Raw genomic sequence first — 16,477 nt, forward strand, 5'->3', positions numbered from 1 at the left:
TAAAAGTGATTTAAAAAGTTAATTCTTTTTAAATCACTTTTTTTAATAGTTTAAAAGCAAACTTACTCATTAATTTATTTTCAAAAAATAATAATGGATTGTTAATGAAATTGTTCTATACTTTAAACTAAGTAAAAACGATTGGTGGTAGATCCATGAAAATATATGATTTACACTGTGATGTATTAAATAAGTTATCTAGATATGATGATATGGAATTTTTAAACGACGTACGCTTGGATTCAAACTTAAATGGATTAAACGCTGGTAATGTTAAGGTTCAAGTATTTGCTATTTTTGTTCATCCCAATGTACCCATTGAAGAACGGTTTAATCGTGCTTTACTTCAAGTAGAAGCTTTTAATAAATATGTTATTACGGCACCCGGTGTTGTTCATATTACTAATTGGAAGCAAATTCAAGAGCTTAAGGACGATGAAATTGGTGCAGTGTTAAGTCTTGAAGGTTGTGATTGTATAGGGACTGATTTACAGAAGTTAAATGTTCTAATCGAGGCTGGCGTAAAACTGGTAGGGTTAACATGGAATTATGAAAATGATGTTGCATATGGCACTTTGGAAGATCAAACTAAAGGGTTAAAATCATTTTGCAAAGAAGTCGTAAATTATTTAAATGAGCAAGATGTTATTCTGGATGTAGCGCATCTTAATGATGAAGGATTTTATGAATTGTTACCGCTTGCAAAACATTTAATAGCAAGTCACAGTAATTCACGAACTATTTGTGATAACCCTAGAAATTTAACAGATGATCAAGTAAAGTTACTTGTTGATAAGGGTGGGCGCATTCATGTTGTATTCTATCCACCTTTTATTAATAATAAAGAAGCGGCGTCTATTGACGAATTAATTGGGCATATTAAACATCTTGTAAACCTTGTTGGGGTTGAAAACGTTGGTTTTGGGTCAGATTTTGATGGAATTGATTATAAGGTAGATTTACTAACAGATGCATCACAATATCAAAATTTAATGAAAGAACTTCTTAAACATTTTACAGAAGAAGATGTTAAGATGATGAGCCATCAAGGTTTTGAAAAATATGTTTTTTCTATTAATGCTTGAGTTATCTCAAGCCTTTTTTATGTCTACTTTATAGTAAATTAGAAATTCTATAAACACAAATAATGATATGATAGAATAGATATTGTTAAAAAAGTGCGAGAAGTTTTATGAATTTTACATAGACTAATTATTAAGAAATTTTTCTCGAATTAATGATTTCAATTTTATTTTAAGAAGTCACCTAACCCTACCTTAAAAATGGTGATTAGAAATATGAGTTGTTTATTAATTCAGTAATATTTCAACTCTTTACTGAATGTAGTTTATAGCCTCTGGAGAATGCAACTAGGTGAGCCATACTAGGGTAAATTCTGGCCATACATGTATAGTTGCCACTAAAGATTGACTGTCGTAAGGCTCCGAGGCTTAAAGGCTTATTTGAATGGAGGAAATTAACATGGATCAGAAGTGGTTACAAACCACTGAAGCTGAAGTGGGCTCTAAAAGTGAAAGATTTCACTTTTATATAGAAACAATTGAAGTAAATCGGTTATCTGCGTTAGCATTTTTTGCAGCGGGTGAGAGTCAATTTAAAGGTAAAAGATTCTTTTGGCAAAATCGTGAGAAAACATTTACATTAGTTGGACTAGGATCTGCATATGTCATTGAAAATAATGAGAATGATAATCGTTTTGATCATGTTGAAAAGAAATGGATGGAGCTTACGAGAAATATCGTAAGAGAAGATACGGAACCACAACCCATTCTTTTCGGAGGGTTTACATTTGACCCACAAAATACAGAAAACGGAGAGTGGGATGATTTCCCTCAAAGCTATTTTACAGTGGCAACCTTCCAACTAGTTATACAAAATGATAAAGCGTATGTGAGTATTCATTTAATTACAGATCAAACAAATTCTTCTAAACAATTTGAAGAATTGAGAAAACAACGTGATCATTTAATTCATGCCGCACAAGTAAAAGAACTAAAAACATACGACAAGCCTGTTATGACAAGCTATATAGAACGTAATAAGGAACAATACTTAGAATCTGTACAAATGGTTGCAAATCTTATTCAAAATAAACAAGCAGAAAAAGTTGTAATTGCTAGGTCTTTACAAATGAAATTTGAAGATGAATTAACTTCACCACAAATTCTTTCACATGTAATTAATGAACAACCAGAAAGTTATCTATTTGGACTAGAACGAAATGGGTTACTATTTTTCGGGGCTTCTCCAGAGAGATTAGTCAAAGTGAATAATGGACATGCTTATTCTTCTTGTGTAGCAGGATCTGTAAAACGAGGAAAGACAGCAGAACAAGACCAGGTACTTGGACAAGATTTGTTAAATGATGCAAAAAACTTGGGAGAACATCAATATGTTGTAGATATGATTGCGGATACTTTTTCAAAAAATTGTATTCAACATAAAGTTGCAAAGAAACCTCGTTTATTAAAGATTAGAGATATACAACATCTATTTACACCTATTGAAGGTACATTACTGCCAAATAAATCGATTCTACAGTTAGTGAAGGACTTACATCCAACACCTGCCCTTGGTGGTGTACCTCGTCAGGATGCGTTAACAATTATAAGAAATGCGGAGTCAATGAACCGTGGATTATACGCCGCTCCACTTGGTTGGATAGATGCTGAAGGTAATGGGGAGTTTGCTGTAGCAATACGATCTGCCTCACTAGTGGACAATAAAGCGATCCTGTATGCTGGTGGGGGAATTGTTGCTGAATCTGAAGCAAATTCTGAATATGAAGAAACATTAGTAAAGTTTCGTCCAATGTTACGTGCCTTAGGAGGACAATTACATGAGTGAACGTGAAATATTAACGAATTATGTATATAAAATTGTTGCATCAATTATTCAAAACGGAGTTGAAGATGTAGTAATTAGTCCTGGTTCGCGTTCAACACCTTTAGCATATGCATTTGCTTCTACAAAAGACATCCAGGTTTATCGCCAGGTCGATGAACGTTCAGCAGCCTTTTTTGCATTAGGTCTTGCAAAAGCAAAACAAAAACCTGTTGTACTTCTTTGTACATCTGGTACTGCTGCAGCTAACTATTATCCTGCCATCGTAGAAGCTAAATATTCTAGAATACCGCTAATCGTAATTACTGCAGACCGTCCTCATGAACTTCGTGAAGTTGGTGCACCACAAGCCATCAATCAAATTAATCTGTACGGGGAACATGTCAAATGGTCAGCAGATTTTCCAATTCCAGATGATGCTAAGCAAACATTACCTTTTGTAGAGCGTCATATAGCTCGTGGTGTGAATATTGCTAAGTCTTCTCCATTAGGGCCAGTACACTTTAATATTCCATTTCGTGAACCTTTACTTATCGATTTTAATGAGCAATTACCACTTGCTACATTTAAAGGTAGTTTTATCGGAGAAATTACACCTACAGAAGAAACAAAAAAATTATTAATAAATATAATGAATGAAACAAATAAGGGATTAATTGTTGTTGGCGAATTGGCATTAGGAACCGATTTAAGGTATATTTGGGACTTTATTCGAAAAGTAAAGTGGCCTGTTCTAGTGGAAAGTTTATCGAATATGCGGGCGAAAATACCAGACGACTGCAAGCAATATATTATTACGACTTACGATGCACTTTTAAAAAGTGAGCCTTACAGAGAAAAGGTAGTTGCTGATACAATCATTCGGTTTGGAGCACAACCTGTATCTAAATTCTTAACAATATTCATAACTAATTCAATGCCAACAAATTATATTGTCATTGATGAAGATCCGATGTTCCGTGATTCAAGTTCTGTCTCTACACATCTGATAAATGCTTCTATTGGAAAATGGCTTAGCGAACTACAAATTGAGCTTGAAATCAATAATGACTATTTTTCTATATGGCGTGCAAATGAAGATATGGCTATAAAACATATTGCAAAGCATGTTGAGTCAGAAACAGATGAAGGTGCAGTGGTTCGTTCATTATTAGAACAATTACCAGATGGTAGTGATCTATTTGTAAGCAGTAGTATGCCAATTAGAGATATCGATACATTCTTAATTCCTACAGATCGAGACATTCAAATTTTTGCAAATCGTGGAGCAAATGGAATCGACGGTGTCATGTCCACTGCACTTGGCTTTAGTCATGGTCGCAGTGATAGACAATTATTTTTATTAATAGGTGATTTAGCATTTTTACATGATGTGAATGCTTTAATTGCTACAAGATATCAACCATGTAACATTACAGTCATTGTTTTAAACAATGATGGCGGTGGAATCTTCTCGTATTTATCTCAATCTACAATTAAAGAGTATTATGAAGATTTATTTGGCACGCCAACAGCTCTTCAATTTGAACAAGTAGCAATAATGTATGACATGGAATACATTCAAGTGAACAAACTGGTTGAAATGAAAGGTATTTTCAATAGCGAAAGAACTAACCCTCTCCGACTTATAGAAGTCTTTACGGATCGACAAGAAAATGTTGCAGCTCATCGGAGATTATGGCAACAGATTCATTCGGAGATGAAGCAGTAATGATGGTTTCCGCAAGAGGGGTCAATTATCATATAAAAGTATGGAATGAAGGAGCGCGTGAAGTCATTGTGTTGTTACATGGTTTCACTGGCAGTGTACGAACATGGGAAACAGTGGCATCCCTTTTACCTACAACGTTAAAAATTGTAACGGTTGATTTAGTAGGCCATGGAAAAACAGATGCACCAAATGATCCTTCATCATACTCAATGGAAGAACAGATTAAGGATTTAGAAAATCTATTTGAACAATTGCATTTAACTACATTTACTCTCGTTGGATATTCAATGGGTGGTCGGATTGCTCTATCATACGTTAGTGTTTATCCAAAACGAGTTAAATCATTAATTTTAGAAAGTACTTCTCCTGGCTTAAAAACTGAAGATGAAAGATTAACACGTAGACTTGCTGATGTAGCGCTCGCAGATAAGATTGAAAAAAACGGTATTGTCTCATTTGTTAATGCATGGGAAAATATCCCTTTGTTCGCATCGCAAAAAAAATTACCCTCAGATATTCAAAAAGCGGTTAGAGACGAACGATTAGCACAAAGAGAAATTGGTTTGGCAAACAGCTTGCGCGGAATGGGAACAGGTGTACAAAAATCATTATGGGATGAATTACATCAAATATCTATTCCTGTACAATTAATTACAGGGGAACTAGATGAGAAGTTCATTCAAATTGCTGAAGAAATGAAAACGCTATTACAAAATGCAAGTCATACTATTATTCCTGGAGTAGGACATGCAATTCACGTGGAAAATCCGACACAATTTGCTACAATAATAAAGGATGTCTATCAAATTAATTAGGGGGCTATTAAATGGCTAGAGAATGGACAACATTACATACTTATGATGAAATCAAGTATGAATTTTATAATGGTATTGCAAAAATTACAATTAACCGACCAGAAAAGCGTAATGCATTCACACCAAAAACTGTTTCTGAAATGATCGACGCGTTCTCACGTGCACGTGAAGATTCTAAAATTGGTGCGATTATTTTAACTGGTGAAGGTGACCTTGCATTCTGTTCAGGTGGAGATCAAAGTGTACGTGGACATGGTGGTTATGTTGGTGACGATCAAATTCCTCGACTAAATGTATTAGACTTACAACGTTTAATCCGTGTTATTCCAAAACCAGTTGTTGCGATGGTAGCTGGTTATGCAATCGGTGGTGGTCATGTATTACACGTAGTTTGTGACTTAACAATCGCTGCAGAAAATGCTCGTTTTGGACAAACTGGTCCACGTGTAGGATCATTTGACGCTGGATACGGTGCTGGTTATTTAGCGCGTATTATCGGTCATAAAAAAGCAAAAGAAATTTGGTTCTTATGCCGTCAATACGATGCACAGCAAGCGCTTGAAATGGGCTTAGTTAATACAGTTGTTCCATTAGAGCAATTAGAAGATGAAACAGTTCAATGGTGTGAAGAAATGCTTCAACTTTCTCCAACAGCATTACGTTTCTTAAAAGCATCATTTAATGCTGATACAGATGGTTTAGCTGGTTTACAACAACTTGCTGGAGACGCAACTTTACTTTATTACACAACAGACGAAGCAAAAGAAGGTCGCGATGCATTTAAAGAAAAACGCAAACCGGACTTCGACCAATTCCCGAAATTCCCTTGATATTAAAAATGGCTATTTAAAAGATAAGAGTTCAAACCTCTTATCTTTTTTTCATTTTTTTAAGATTTTTCTTTTATAGATACAATATTTTTACGAACAAATGAAATAGGAGTAAAATAGTTGTAGAAAGTGATTTTGGAGGAATGATGATTTATGTATCCTAATTGGATATTGCAACGTGCATATTTAACACCAAATAGAAGTGCCTTAACATTTGAAGGGGAGACTTGGAATTTTGAACAGATAAAAGAGATTTCAGTGCAGCGTGCATATCAGCTTTCCTCATTAGGTATTGAAGAAAATAGTCGAATTGCAATTATCGGAAGAAGTCGACCGAATTTAATTTTTATCATGTATGCTTGTATGCATTTAAAATGTGAAATGGTATTACTTAACCGAAAGTTAGCAAAGGATGAGCTTGCTTATCAAATTCAAGATGCTGAAGTAAAATATATAATCTGTGACGATGAAGACCAACATTTACTTCCTGAGAATATAAATATACTACTATTCTCAACAGTGGAAATGAGTTATGGGAACCCAATTGCAATTGATTTAGAATGGTCTCTAAATCAAACGACATCAATTATGTACACTTCTGGGACAACAGGATTTCCTAAAGGAGTACGACAAACAGTAGGGAATCATCAAGCAAGTGCATTAGCTTCCATTTTAAATATTGGCCTAGGTGAAGATGATGTTTGGCTTTGCGCGGTTCCACTATTTCATATAAGTGGCTTTTCAATTTTGATCAGATCTCTATTGTATGGAAATGAAGTGAAACTTTATGAAAAATTCGATGCGATGGGTGCTGTGGAAGACATATCATCAGGACGAGTTACACATATGTCGCTTGTAGCTGTTATGTTAGAGCGAATTTTAAATGGTTTAGAGGAAAATGGATTAATGGCCTCTCCAAAATTTAAAATCATTTTGGCAGGTGGTGGACCCTTTCCAAAAGATTACTTAGTAAGAGCAAAAAAAATAAACCTTCCCATTGCACAAACATATGGTATGACTGAGACTTCTTCACAAACTGCTACATTATCTAACGAAGATGCCATTCGAAAACTAGGTTCTGCTGGTAAACCACTATTTTTCAATCAAATTAAGATTGCGGATACGGACAAGCCATATGTAGAAGGTGAAATATTAATCCGTGGACCTCATGTAACTCCAGGCTATATTGGCCAATTCGCAAAAAAAAGCTCCACGATTGATGGTTGGTTACATACAGGAGATATTGGTTATTTAGATGATGAGGGTTATTTATTTGTTGTTGATCGTAGGTCAGATTTAATTATTTCAGGTGGAGAAAATGTTTACCCTGCTGAAATTGAAAATGTTTTAATGGCACATCATTGTATACGTGAAGCTGGCGTTTGTGGTATGGAAGATGAAACATGGGGACAAGTGCCGGTTGCTTTTGTTGTTTTGAAAAAAGAAACAACTAAAGAAGAAATCTTGGACTACTGTTTAGATCATTTAGCAAAATATAAAGTACCTAAAGAAATACACTTTGTTGAGCAACTACCTAGAAATGGTTCCAATAAATTAATGCGTAGAAAGTTAAAAGAGTTACTATAAAGTGAAACTTCCATCAGTAGTGATCTTTTTTACGACTGATGGTTAGTTGAACAAATCGGGGTGTTAGCGTCCGTTAACTCTCACCTATCATCTTGTTCTATCGAATCTTAAGGTGGGAGTGTTACGGACGGTTACACCGGGATAAAAAAATCCCTAAGCTTGGTTATTTCAAGCTTGGGGATTTTTTAGATTAAGGATTTAATGCTTCTTTGAATGTTTCAATATTTTTTTGCATTAGAGTAAAGTAGTTTTCATCATTCGCAACATCTTCTTCTGTCAACACACTTAAATTATGCAGTGTTAAGCTTTTAGCTCCAATTTCACTTTGAATTACAGAGGTTAAATTTGAAGAAACATTTTGTTCAAATAAGATATACTTGGCCTCAAGTTCTTCAGCTAAATCTACAATTTCAATTAGCTCTTTTTGTGAAGGCTCACTTTGAGAGTTAAGTCCTGCAATAGGTACTTGAATTAGGCCATATTGTCCGGCAATATAGCCAAACGAAGAATGAGAGATGAAAAATGATTTTGTCTTTGCATCAGCTACTAGATTTTTAAAGTCTTCATCCAAGGATTGTAGTTCACTGACTAATGTTTCATAATTTGCAGTAAAAGTAGCTTCTTGCTCAGGCATAGTGTTTACAAGTTCGTTTTTAATGGCAAGTGCTAATTCTTGACTCAACACTGGCGATAACCAAACATGTGGGTCAATGTCCCCATGATTGTGTTCATCATGTTCGTCTGCACCATGTTCATGTTCATCATGCTCGTCTCCATCGTGTTCATGGTCGTGTTCTAATGATTCTTCATAAGAATGTCCTTTTGAAATACGTAGCTTATCTTCTGGAATATGTTCACTTGTAGCTACAAACTTAACATTTTCATTTGCTAATGTGTTATTTGCTTTTTCAACGAAGCCTTCTAAACCAAGACCGATATAGAAAAATAAATCACTATCAGCTAGATTCATCATATCTTTTTGCGTTGGTTCAAAGCTATGTTCATTTGCACCGGTTGGGTAAATAGAAGTTACATTTACATACTCTCCTCCGATACGTTCAGCAAAATACGTTAAAGGATAGACTGTTGTATAAATATCAATTGTATTAGGATCATTTTGTTCTGACTTAGTTGACTCTGTACTAGAGCATGCAGTTATTAGAAGGGCAATAACTGTCAACGTAATCATTGAAAATAGTTTTTTCATGATTTGCTCACTCCATAAATAGTAATAATTACGATTTAAAAAATTTAACAAGGATTATCATAACGTATGATAGAAAAAAACACAATAAAAAAACCATCGAAAAATTATTTTTTTTTCGATGGCCACTCGTCTGGTACTGGATCAAAGCCACCCGGATGAAATGGTTGGCATTTTAATATTCTTTTAGTTGTCAGAAGAACACCTTTAATCGCCCCATGCTTTTTAAAAGCTTCCAGCCCATATTCGGAGCAGGTAGGATGAAAACGGCAACTTGGTGGTGTCATAGGTGAAATATATTTTCGATAAAATTGTATCAACCAGATAAAGGGATATTTCATTCGTTTTCCTTCTTTGGCTCATAATTATTTTGAAGTGGTTTTGGATCAACCGTTTGTTTAAACATACCTTTTTTTCTATTTCGAATAAACAATAATGCACCAATAATAATAATTAAATACATTACTGCAACTAATATAATAATAGCTAATGTTATATCCACAAATCTCACTCTCCAAATATCAATAAAACTATTATACCTTAAAATTCTGGATAGAACTTTAAACAAATTTTGAAGATTTTTGCAAACGGTTATATTTCAACGAACTAAGGTAATAATAATAGTTGAAACTTTACTAATAAATTATTGGAATATAATAATAATAATAATGAGGTGCGAATTATGTCAACCAATCGACTAAATACTCAACTAAATGAACTAGTAGCAACATGGTCTGTGCTTTACACAAAGCTTCATAATTATCATTGGTATGTAACTGGACCTAGCTTTTTCACGTTACATGAAAAGTTTGAAGAATTGTATAATGAGGTTACATTACATTTAGACGAAATTGCAGAACGTATATTAACAAAGGGTGGAAGACCAGTAGCAACATTAAAAGAACATTTGGAGCTGTCTCATGTACAAGAAGCAACTAGTACAGAAACAACAAAAGAAATGGTACAAACGATTATAGATGATTTTAAAGCAATTATGAAGCTCCTTAACGAGGCGATGAGCCAAGCTGCAGAAGATGGAGACGACCGCACAGAAGATATGTTAAATGCAATTTATCAAAGTTTAGAAAAACATAATTGGATGTTGAAATCATTTTTAGGTTAAAAAACGATTAAGAGGCTGGGACAAAAGATAACTTTCAACCAAGAGTCAGGTGAAAAGGTACAATCCATCATTCAATTTGGATTGTACCTTTTTGATATAGTGACGTTCGTTTCCGATGCATGCTTCGCTTTCCGCAGGGAAGCCATGAGCCTCCGTGAGCTAAAGCTCTCCGGGGTCTCATGACTGCTTCTACGTCCTGCAGGAGTCTTCGCATGCCTCTCCAACGAACGACTTTCTAATATAGCGTTAGCGGATTTTTATCATACTTAATTTATTTCCCAGCCTCTTCGAGTAATAAAATAATATTTCGGTAATTGCTTAAAAGAAACAACTAAAAGATCCTTTGTAATAGAATTAATTCTTTCCTAGTATAGTAATAAACTGCCCTCCTCATACTTATGTAAAAAGGAGTGGTTAGTATCGAAACCAACGTCTATGTATCGGTTGCAAATAATTCATTTAGCTATGTTCCGCTTAGTGCACCATGTGAATTTAAATTAAGTATGCCAGCTGAAAAGGCACGTGTATTTGAACAATTGTTTGGTCAAATTGACTCTATTGAATTTCAAAATATGGTTCGTGCCCATTTACCGTATTTACCTTACCACATGGATGAAACAAATCATGAAATCGATTATCGATTGATGAAGATTTATGCACTCATCCACGAATTTGGGGATGAGCATACGAAAAAATTTGTGGAACAATTACCATACTTCAACAATTGAGTGACAAAAATCCCTTTACTGACTTATTATTATTGAAAGGAGTTGAGTAAAGGGATGTTTACATTTATCGATGAAAATGGATGCCAAGTCGAATTGTCCTTTAAAGAAAATCAATTTTCTATTAAACCTAATCATGTGTTAGTGTTCGTTCAGTATGAGGGAAAATGGTTATGTGCCATTAACAAAAAACGTGGGGTTGAATTCCCAGGTGGAAAACTTGAACAAGGTGAAACATTGCAAGAAGCGGCAATAAGGGAGGTTTATGAAGAAACCTCTGTACATATATCTGATTTAAAATGGTTTGCGGATTACTTAGTCCATAGTGAAATACCATTTTGTAAAGCAGTTTTTACTGGTAAAGTTGAAAGAATTGATCCATTCGTCGAGGAGCATGAAACAATCGGAATGGTTTGGCTTACAACGGAAGAATTATTAAACCATTCAAAGTTAAGCTTTTATATGCGTGATGAAGGAATGAAAAAGATGTTGCAGGAAGTGAAACAACTTGAAAGACAATGGTAAGATTGAAACAATTCACAAATATCCATCTCCAAATCGAAATGTAGCTCTTTTTGAAATAAGTTATTGGTCCCAAGGGTTACTAGTAAAAGGGTTATTAGCAAAACCGGTAAAAGAAGGGAATTACGAAGCACTTTTATATTTAAGAGGTGGATTGCAATTTGTAGGCGCTGTAAGACCAGCTAGAGTTGCTCAGTTTGCTGCAAATGGTTTTATAGTATTTGCACCTTACTATCGCGGAAATCGTGGTGGACAAGGGCGAGATGAATTTGCAGGTGAAGATAGGTATGATGCAGTGTACGGAGTTGAAGTTCTTAAACAATTTAGTAATAAGGATACTGTACATGTATACGGATTTTCCCGTGGGGGGCTAATGGCATTATGGACAGCTATTTTGCGAGACGATGTTCAATCTGTAGTCGTCTGGGCAGGTGTATCAAATTTATCTTCAATGTATATTGAAAGAGTTGATATGAGAAGAACATTAAAACGAATTATTGGTGGACCTCCAACGAAATTGAAGGAATTATACGACGAAAGGACACCTTTATATCAAGTCGATAAAATCACGGCACCAGTCTTAATTATTCATGGTTTTGAGGACCAGAATGTTAGCATTGAGCAAACTTATTATTTAGAAAATGCGTTAAATGCAAAAACTAAAAAATACGAAACTTGGTATTATCCAAGTTTGGCACATCATTACCCTCCAAAAGAAAATCGGAAAACAGTTAAGGCGTTATGTGAATGGATGAAATCAAATGCTTTTCATTGACCTAGAAATAAATTGAACTCCCTTGAATCCACGGATAGTTTTAGGGGAAAAAAGAAAGACATCATCTTTGACCACAGTTGGCCGAAGTGATGTCTTTTCTAATATGATATATTTCAAGTAAAACCATTATGTCAAAGTCATTATACTAAGGGTGCACCATTTTTCGCAATTTCATCAGACACATTACCAAACTTTTTAAAGTTTTCTTTAAATAAGTCTGCTAAGAAAGATGCTTTTTGATCATATGCAGCTTTATCTGACCATGCATCACGAGGGTTTAATACTTCAGATGGTACGCCTTCAATGTTCGTTGGCATGTGTAAACCAAATACTGGATCTTGAATTGTTTCAACATCATTAAGTTTACCATCAATTGCAGCGCGAACCATTGTACGTGTATAAGAAAGTTTCATACGGTTACCAACACCGTATTCGCCGCCAGTCCATCCTGTATTCACTAAGAATACTTGAGCGCCATGCTCATCAATTTTCTCACCTAACATTTCAGCATAACGTGTTGCTGGTAAAGGTAAGAATGGTGATCCGAAGCATGTTGAGAATACTGGTTCTGGCTCTGTTACACCACGTTCTGTACCTGCTAATTTAGAAGTAAATCCGCTTAAGAAGTGGTACATTGCTTGCTCTTTTGTTAATTTACTGATTGGAGGTAATACACCAAATGCATCAGCAGTTAAGAAAACAATTGTTTTAGGGTGTCCCGCTACAGAAGGTGTTACGATATTCTCGATAAAGTGAATTGGATACGCTGCACGAGTGTTTTCAGTTAAAGAACCGTCATCATAGTCAGGTACACGAGTTTCTTCATCAACAACCACATTTTCTAAAACAGAACCGAAGCGAATAGCATTGTAGATTTCTGGTTCTTTTTCAGCTGAAAGGTTGATCGTTTTTGCATAACAACCGCCTTCAATATTAAATACACCATTGTCAGACCAACCGTGTTCATCGTCTCCGATTAATTTACGATTTGCATCCGCAGATAATGTTGTTTTACCTGTTCCAGAAAGACCAAAGAATAATGCTACGTCACCAGCCTCACCTACGTTTGCTGAACAGTGCATTGAAAGAATTTCTTGCTCTGGTAATAAGTAGTTCATAATACCGAAGATTGATTTTTTCATCTCACCAGCATATTCTGTACCACCGATTAATATTACTTTCTTTTCAAATGATACGATAATAAATGCTTCAGAATTTGTTCCATCTACAGCAGGATCTGCTTTAAATGTTGGAGCTGCAATAATTGTAAATTCTGCATTATGAGATGCTAATTCTTCTTCGTTTGGACGGATGAATAATTGATGACAGAAAAGATTATGCCAAGCAAATTCGTTTACAACTTGAATTGGAAGTTGTGATTCCTTGTCTGCTCCAGCAAAGCCTTTAAATACATAAAGCTCATCTTTTTCTTTTAGGAAATTCACAACCTTTACATAAAGGTTATCAAACACTTCAGCAGAAATTGTTTGGTTTACTTTGCCCCAGTCAATCTTGTCTTTTGTGCTTTCTTCTTCTACAATAAATTTATCTTTTGGAGAACGTCCAGTATATTTACCTGTTTTGGCTACAACTGCGCCATCAACTGTTAGTACTGCTTCATTTCGACTAGTCGCTTTTTCAACTAATTCTGGAACTGATAGCTGTATTTTTACATTTTCACCTTTTAATAATTCCTTCAGTTCGTTTGCAATTTCTACTGAATTCATCGATTAAATACCATCCTTTTTTCGTAATGTTCCCGTGTGTTTGGGAGGTTTATATAATTCAAAAATAGTATAACACATTGAATTGAATAATCTATACTAATCAAGAAAAAAATTGTTACATTTCAGATAATTAAAGTCTACAGAAAATTTATTTGACAAAAATCAATTATTTTCGTAGTATTTACACTTGAACGGATACTCTTATCCCGAGCTGGTGGAGGGTCAAGGCCCTGTGAAGCCCGGCAACCTGCATTTTACTATTTCTAATAGTAATAATAGCGATGGTGCCAACCTGATGCAAGGGAAATTTCCCTTGAACGATAAGAGTGAAAGGTATTTAAGTTGTAATTCCTTTTGCTCATGGTAAGTTTATGAGTAGGGAATTTTTTTTTGTGTAAAATAAAAACAACTATAATATTAAACAATACTTCCTATATTAACCCTTTCGTTTTCTCGTGTTAAAAAGCAACAAAAAGCTTGGAGTTTTTACAATTGGAAAAAACTTAACATGGGTAATGAGTACCGTATCAAATAAGAACTTATCGCTTCTTACTTAGGAGGACATAAATGACAAATCGTCGACTATTTACATCAGAGAGCGTAACAGAAGGGCATCCTGACAAAATTTGTGACCAAATTTCAGATGCAATTTTAGATGCTATTTTATCAGAAGATCCAAATGCACGTGTAGCGTGTGAAACAACTGTAACAACAGGCTTAGTTCTAGTTGCTGGTGAAATTACAACTTCTACATATGTAGATATACAAAGTGTTGTTCGTAATACAGTAGCTGGTATTGGGTATACACGTGGTAAGTATGGCTTTGATGCTGAGAATTTAGCAGTATTAACAGCTATTGGAGAACAATCACCTGATATTGCTCAAGGTGTTAACCAAGCACTTGAAGCACGTGAAGGTTCAATGACAGACGAAGATATCGAAGCAATTGGCGCTGGTGACCAAGGATTAATGTTCGGCTATGCATGTAACGAAACGCCAGAACTTATGCCTTTACCAATCAGTCTTGCTCACAAATTAGCACGTCGTCTGACTGAAGTGCGTAAAACAAATGAACTTACGTATTTACGCCCAGATGGAAAAACTCAAGTAACTGTAGAATATGATGAAAACAATCAACCGGTTCGTGTTGATACAATTGTTATTTCTACACAACACGATGAAGATGTAACATTAGAGCGAATTCAAGCAGATTTAAAAGAAAAAGTAATTTCTCAAGTAGTACCTACAGAACTAATTGATGAAAATACAAAATATTTCATTAACCCTACTGGTCGCTTCGTTATTGGCGGACCTAAAGGAGACGCAGGGTTAACTGGACGTAAAATAATTGTTGATACTTACGGTGGGTATGCACGCCATGGAGGAGGAGCATTCTCAGGTAAGGATCCTACAAAAGTAGACCGTTCTGCTGCTTATGCTGCTCGTTATGTTGCAAAAAATATCGTTGCATCAGGACTTGCTGATCGCGCGGAAGTTCAATTAGCTTATGCGATTGGTGTTGCAAGACCAGTTTCTATTTCTGTTGATACTTTTGGAACAGGAAAAGTAGAAGAAAACAAACTTGTAGAATGGGTTAGTGAGCTATTTGACTTACGCCCAGCTGGTATCATTAAAATGCTTGACTTACGTCGACCAATCTACAAACAAACAGCTGCCTATGGACACTTCGGTCGTAATGACTTAGATGTCCCATGGGAAAAAACAGATGTTGCTGAAGCTTTAAAAGATAAAGCAAATCTATACCTATAATATTAAATTTTAAAATAAACAGGTGGATACTTATCCACCTGTTTTGTGTTTCTATGCATTAATATTCTTCGAATGAAACCTCTAGTGACAATATTTTTTCATGAATTTTGTTATTCATTTCAATCGTTAGTGCTTTTGGCGCGACAAATTCAAAAAACGTTCCATCAATAAACTCAAAAATATATTTTTCATCATATTGGTCTGTAGGTATTTCGTGGATAACTTTATTTACCTTTGCCCATTCATATCTTTCTGACTCGCTAAATAGAGGATTGTATTCTATATATTCTTCATCAAGATAAATTGAATACTGTGTTCCTATAAGGTTGACATAGATGAAAAGTATTAAACCAATAATAGGGATAATAACTTTCATTACACGTTGTTTAATGAAATGGGAAACTAAAATTACGAGAAAAACAATGATGAATGACAAGGAGTACAAAATAAAGCTTTTTCCATATGAAATATGAGCTATATGATTATCATTATTAAAAAGAAACAGTGACATAATATCAGGTGTAACAAACACTAAAATTAGTGCGAAAAACATTCCAATAAGTGCGACAATCCAATTTGATTTTTTATTCTGGCTATATCCCATTATTTTCTCCCTTTTATTGTAAAGTTTATGACCTTATTAATATATTAAAGGAAGAAGTAGAATATTGCTGAAAATATTAGCAAATTAGAGGCTGGGGAGCTGAGATAAACAGAATGATAAAAGAGAGTAACCGCTATCTAAGAGATTGAAAAAAGGTCTTCATAAAGGTAATGAAGACCTTTTGCGTTCGAAAACAAGAGGGAAAAGGTCTTCATAAAG

Annotated in this window: 16 protein-coding genes and 1 riboswitch; of the genes, 11 read left to right on the forward strand and 5 right to left on the reverse strand. The window is 34.8% G+C overall.

Annotated features, from left to right (window positions below; translation table 11 throughout):
- Positions 1–155: 155 nt before the first annotated feature.
- The 6 genes from CD29_RS18495 (at position 156) to CD29_RS18520 (ending at position 7,808) form a co-directional block, all read left to right on the forward strand.
- On the forward strand, positions 156–1,085 hold the full coding sequence (locus CD29_RS18495; protein ID WP_036190253.1) for a dipeptidase: 930 nt from the start codon (positions 156–158) through the stop codon (positions 1,083–1,085).
- Between the two features lie 397 nt (positions 1,086–1,482).
- Positions 1,483–2,868 carry an isochorismate synthase gene (locus CD29_RS18500; RefSeq protein WP_036190256.1) on the forward strand — a complete coding sequence of 462 codons (1,386 nt, stop codon included), beginning with the start codon at positions 1,483–1,485 and terminating at the stop codon, positions 2,866–2,868.
- Entirely contained in the window at positions 2,861–4,576 is a 1,716-nt protein-coding gene (gene menD, locus CD29_RS18505) for a 2-succinyl-5-enolpyruvyl-6-hydroxy-3-cyclohexene-1-carboxylic-acid synthase (protein ID WP_036190258.1), read from the forward strand. Before CD29_RS18500 ends, menD begins: the two co-directional genes overlap by 8 nt.
- Complete coding sequence (gene menH / locus CD29_RS18510; protein ID WP_235801873.1) at positions 4,543–5,391, forward strand: 2-succinyl-6-hydroxy-2,4-cyclohexadiene-1-carboxylate synthase; 849 nt, start codon at positions 4,543–4,545, stop codon at positions 5,389–5,391. The genes menD and menH overlap by 34 nt, the downstream gene beginning before the upstream one ends.
- An 11-nt stretch (positions 5,392–5,402) precedes the next feature.
- Positions 5,403–6,221, forward strand: a complete 819-nt coding sequence (gene menB / locus CD29_RS18515) for a 1,4-dihydroxy-2-naphthoyl-CoA synthase (RefSeq protein ID WP_036190262.1) — start codon at positions 5,403–5,405, stop codon at positions 6,219–6,221.
- A gap of 153 nt (positions 6,222–6,374) precedes the next feature.
- A complete protein-coding gene (locus CD29_RS18520) occupies positions 6,375–7,808 on the forward strand; it encodes an o-succinylbenzoate--CoA ligase (RefSeq protein WP_036190264.1) in 1,434 nt (477 codons plus the stop codon).
- A 190-nt stretch (positions 7,809–7,998) separates the two neighbouring features.
- On the opposite strand, the gene CD29_RS18525 is transcribed toward CD29_RS18520, so the two are convergent.
- The 3 genes from CD29_RS18525 to CD29_RS20375 all read right to left on the reverse strand — a co-directional run bounded on the left by CD29_RS18525 (position 7,999) and on the right by CD29_RS20375 (position 9,514).
- The gene (locus CD29_RS18525; protein ID WP_036190266.1) at positions 7,999–9,015 is read right to left on the reverse strand and encodes a metal ABC transporter solute-binding protein, Zn/Mn family; all 1,017 of its coding nucleotides are present in this window, start codon (positions 9,013–9,015) and stop codon (positions 7,999–8,001) included.
- A gap of 104 nt (positions 9,016–9,119) precedes the next feature.
- Entirely contained in the window at positions 9,120–9,353 is a 234-nt protein-coding gene (gene yidD / locus CD29_RS18530; RefSeq protein ID WP_036190268.1) for a membrane protein insertion efficiency factor YidD, read from the reverse strand.
- On the reverse strand, positions 9,350–9,514 hold the full coding sequence (locus tag CD29_RS20375) for a hypothetical protein (RefSeq protein ID WP_156111902.1): 165 nt from the start codon (positions 9,512–9,514) through the stop codon (positions 9,350–9,352). The genes yidD and CD29_RS20375 overlap by 4 nt, the downstream gene beginning before the upstream one ends.
- Positions 9,515–9,694: 180 nt before the next feature.
- Between CD29_RS20375 and CD29_RS18535 the strand changes: the two genes are divergently transcribed.
- From CD29_RS18535 to CD29_RS18550, 4 genes are all read left to right on the forward strand, one after another.
- Entirely contained in the window at positions 9,695–10,135 is a 441-nt protein-coding gene (locus tag CD29_RS18535; protein WP_036190284.1) for a Dps family protein, read from the forward strand.
- 410 nt (positions 10,136–10,545) lie between these two features.
- Complete coding sequence (locus CD29_RS18540; protein ID WP_081976322.1) at positions 10,546–10,863, forward strand: transposase; 318 nt, start codon at positions 10,546–10,548, stop codon at positions 10,861–10,863.
- A gap of 54 nt (positions 10,864–10,917) precedes the next feature.
- Positions 10,918–11,385 (forward strand): NUDIX domain-containing protein, encoded by a 468-nt coding sequence (locus CD29_RS18545; protein ID WP_036190285.1) that lies wholly within the window; start codon positions 10,918–10,920, stop codon positions 11,383–11,385.
- Positions 11,369–12,157 carry an alpha/beta hydrolase family protein gene (locus CD29_RS18550; protein ID WP_036190288.1) on the forward strand — a complete coding sequence of 263 codons (789 nt, stop codon included), beginning with the start codon at positions 11,369–11,371 and terminating at the stop codon, positions 12,155–12,157. The genes CD29_RS18545 and CD29_RS18550 overlap by 17 nt, the downstream gene beginning before the upstream one ends.
- A 140-nt stretch (positions 12,158–12,297) precedes the next feature.
- Here the strand turns inward: CD29_RS18550 and pckA are convergent, their stop codons facing one another.
- Positions 12,298–13,884: a phosphoenolpyruvate carboxykinase (ATP) gene (gene pckA / locus CD29_RS18555; protein WP_036190290.1), complete on the reverse strand. Its 1,587-nt coding sequence runs from the start codon at positions 13,882–13,884 to the stop codon at positions 12,298–12,300.
- A gap of 198 nt (positions 13,885–14,082) precedes the next feature.
- Positions 14,083–14,211: riboswitch (SAM riboswitch) on the forward strand.
- 240 nt (positions 14,212–14,451) lie between these two features.
- Between pckA and metK the strand changes: the two genes are divergently transcribed.
- Positions 14,452–15,654, forward strand: a complete 1,203-nt coding sequence (gene metK, locus CD29_RS18560) for a methionine adenosyltransferase (protein WP_036190299.1) — start codon at positions 14,452–14,454, stop codon at positions 15,652–15,654.
- A gap of 58 nt (positions 15,655–15,712) precedes the next feature.
- Here metK and CD29_RS18565 read toward each other — a convergent pair whose 3' ends face one another.
- Positions 15,713–16,258, reverse strand: coding sequence for a hypothetical protein (locus tag CD29_RS18565; RefSeq protein ID WP_036190302.1), 546 nt, complete (start codon positions 16,256–16,258; stop codon positions 15,713–15,715).
- Positions 16,259–16,477: the final 219 nt, after the last annotated feature.

The sequence above is a fragment of the Ureibacillus manganicus DSM 26584 genome (assembly GCF_000772945.1).
GTDB lineage: Bacteria > Bacillota > Bacilli > Bacillales_A > Planococcaceae > Ureibacillus > Ureibacillus manganicus.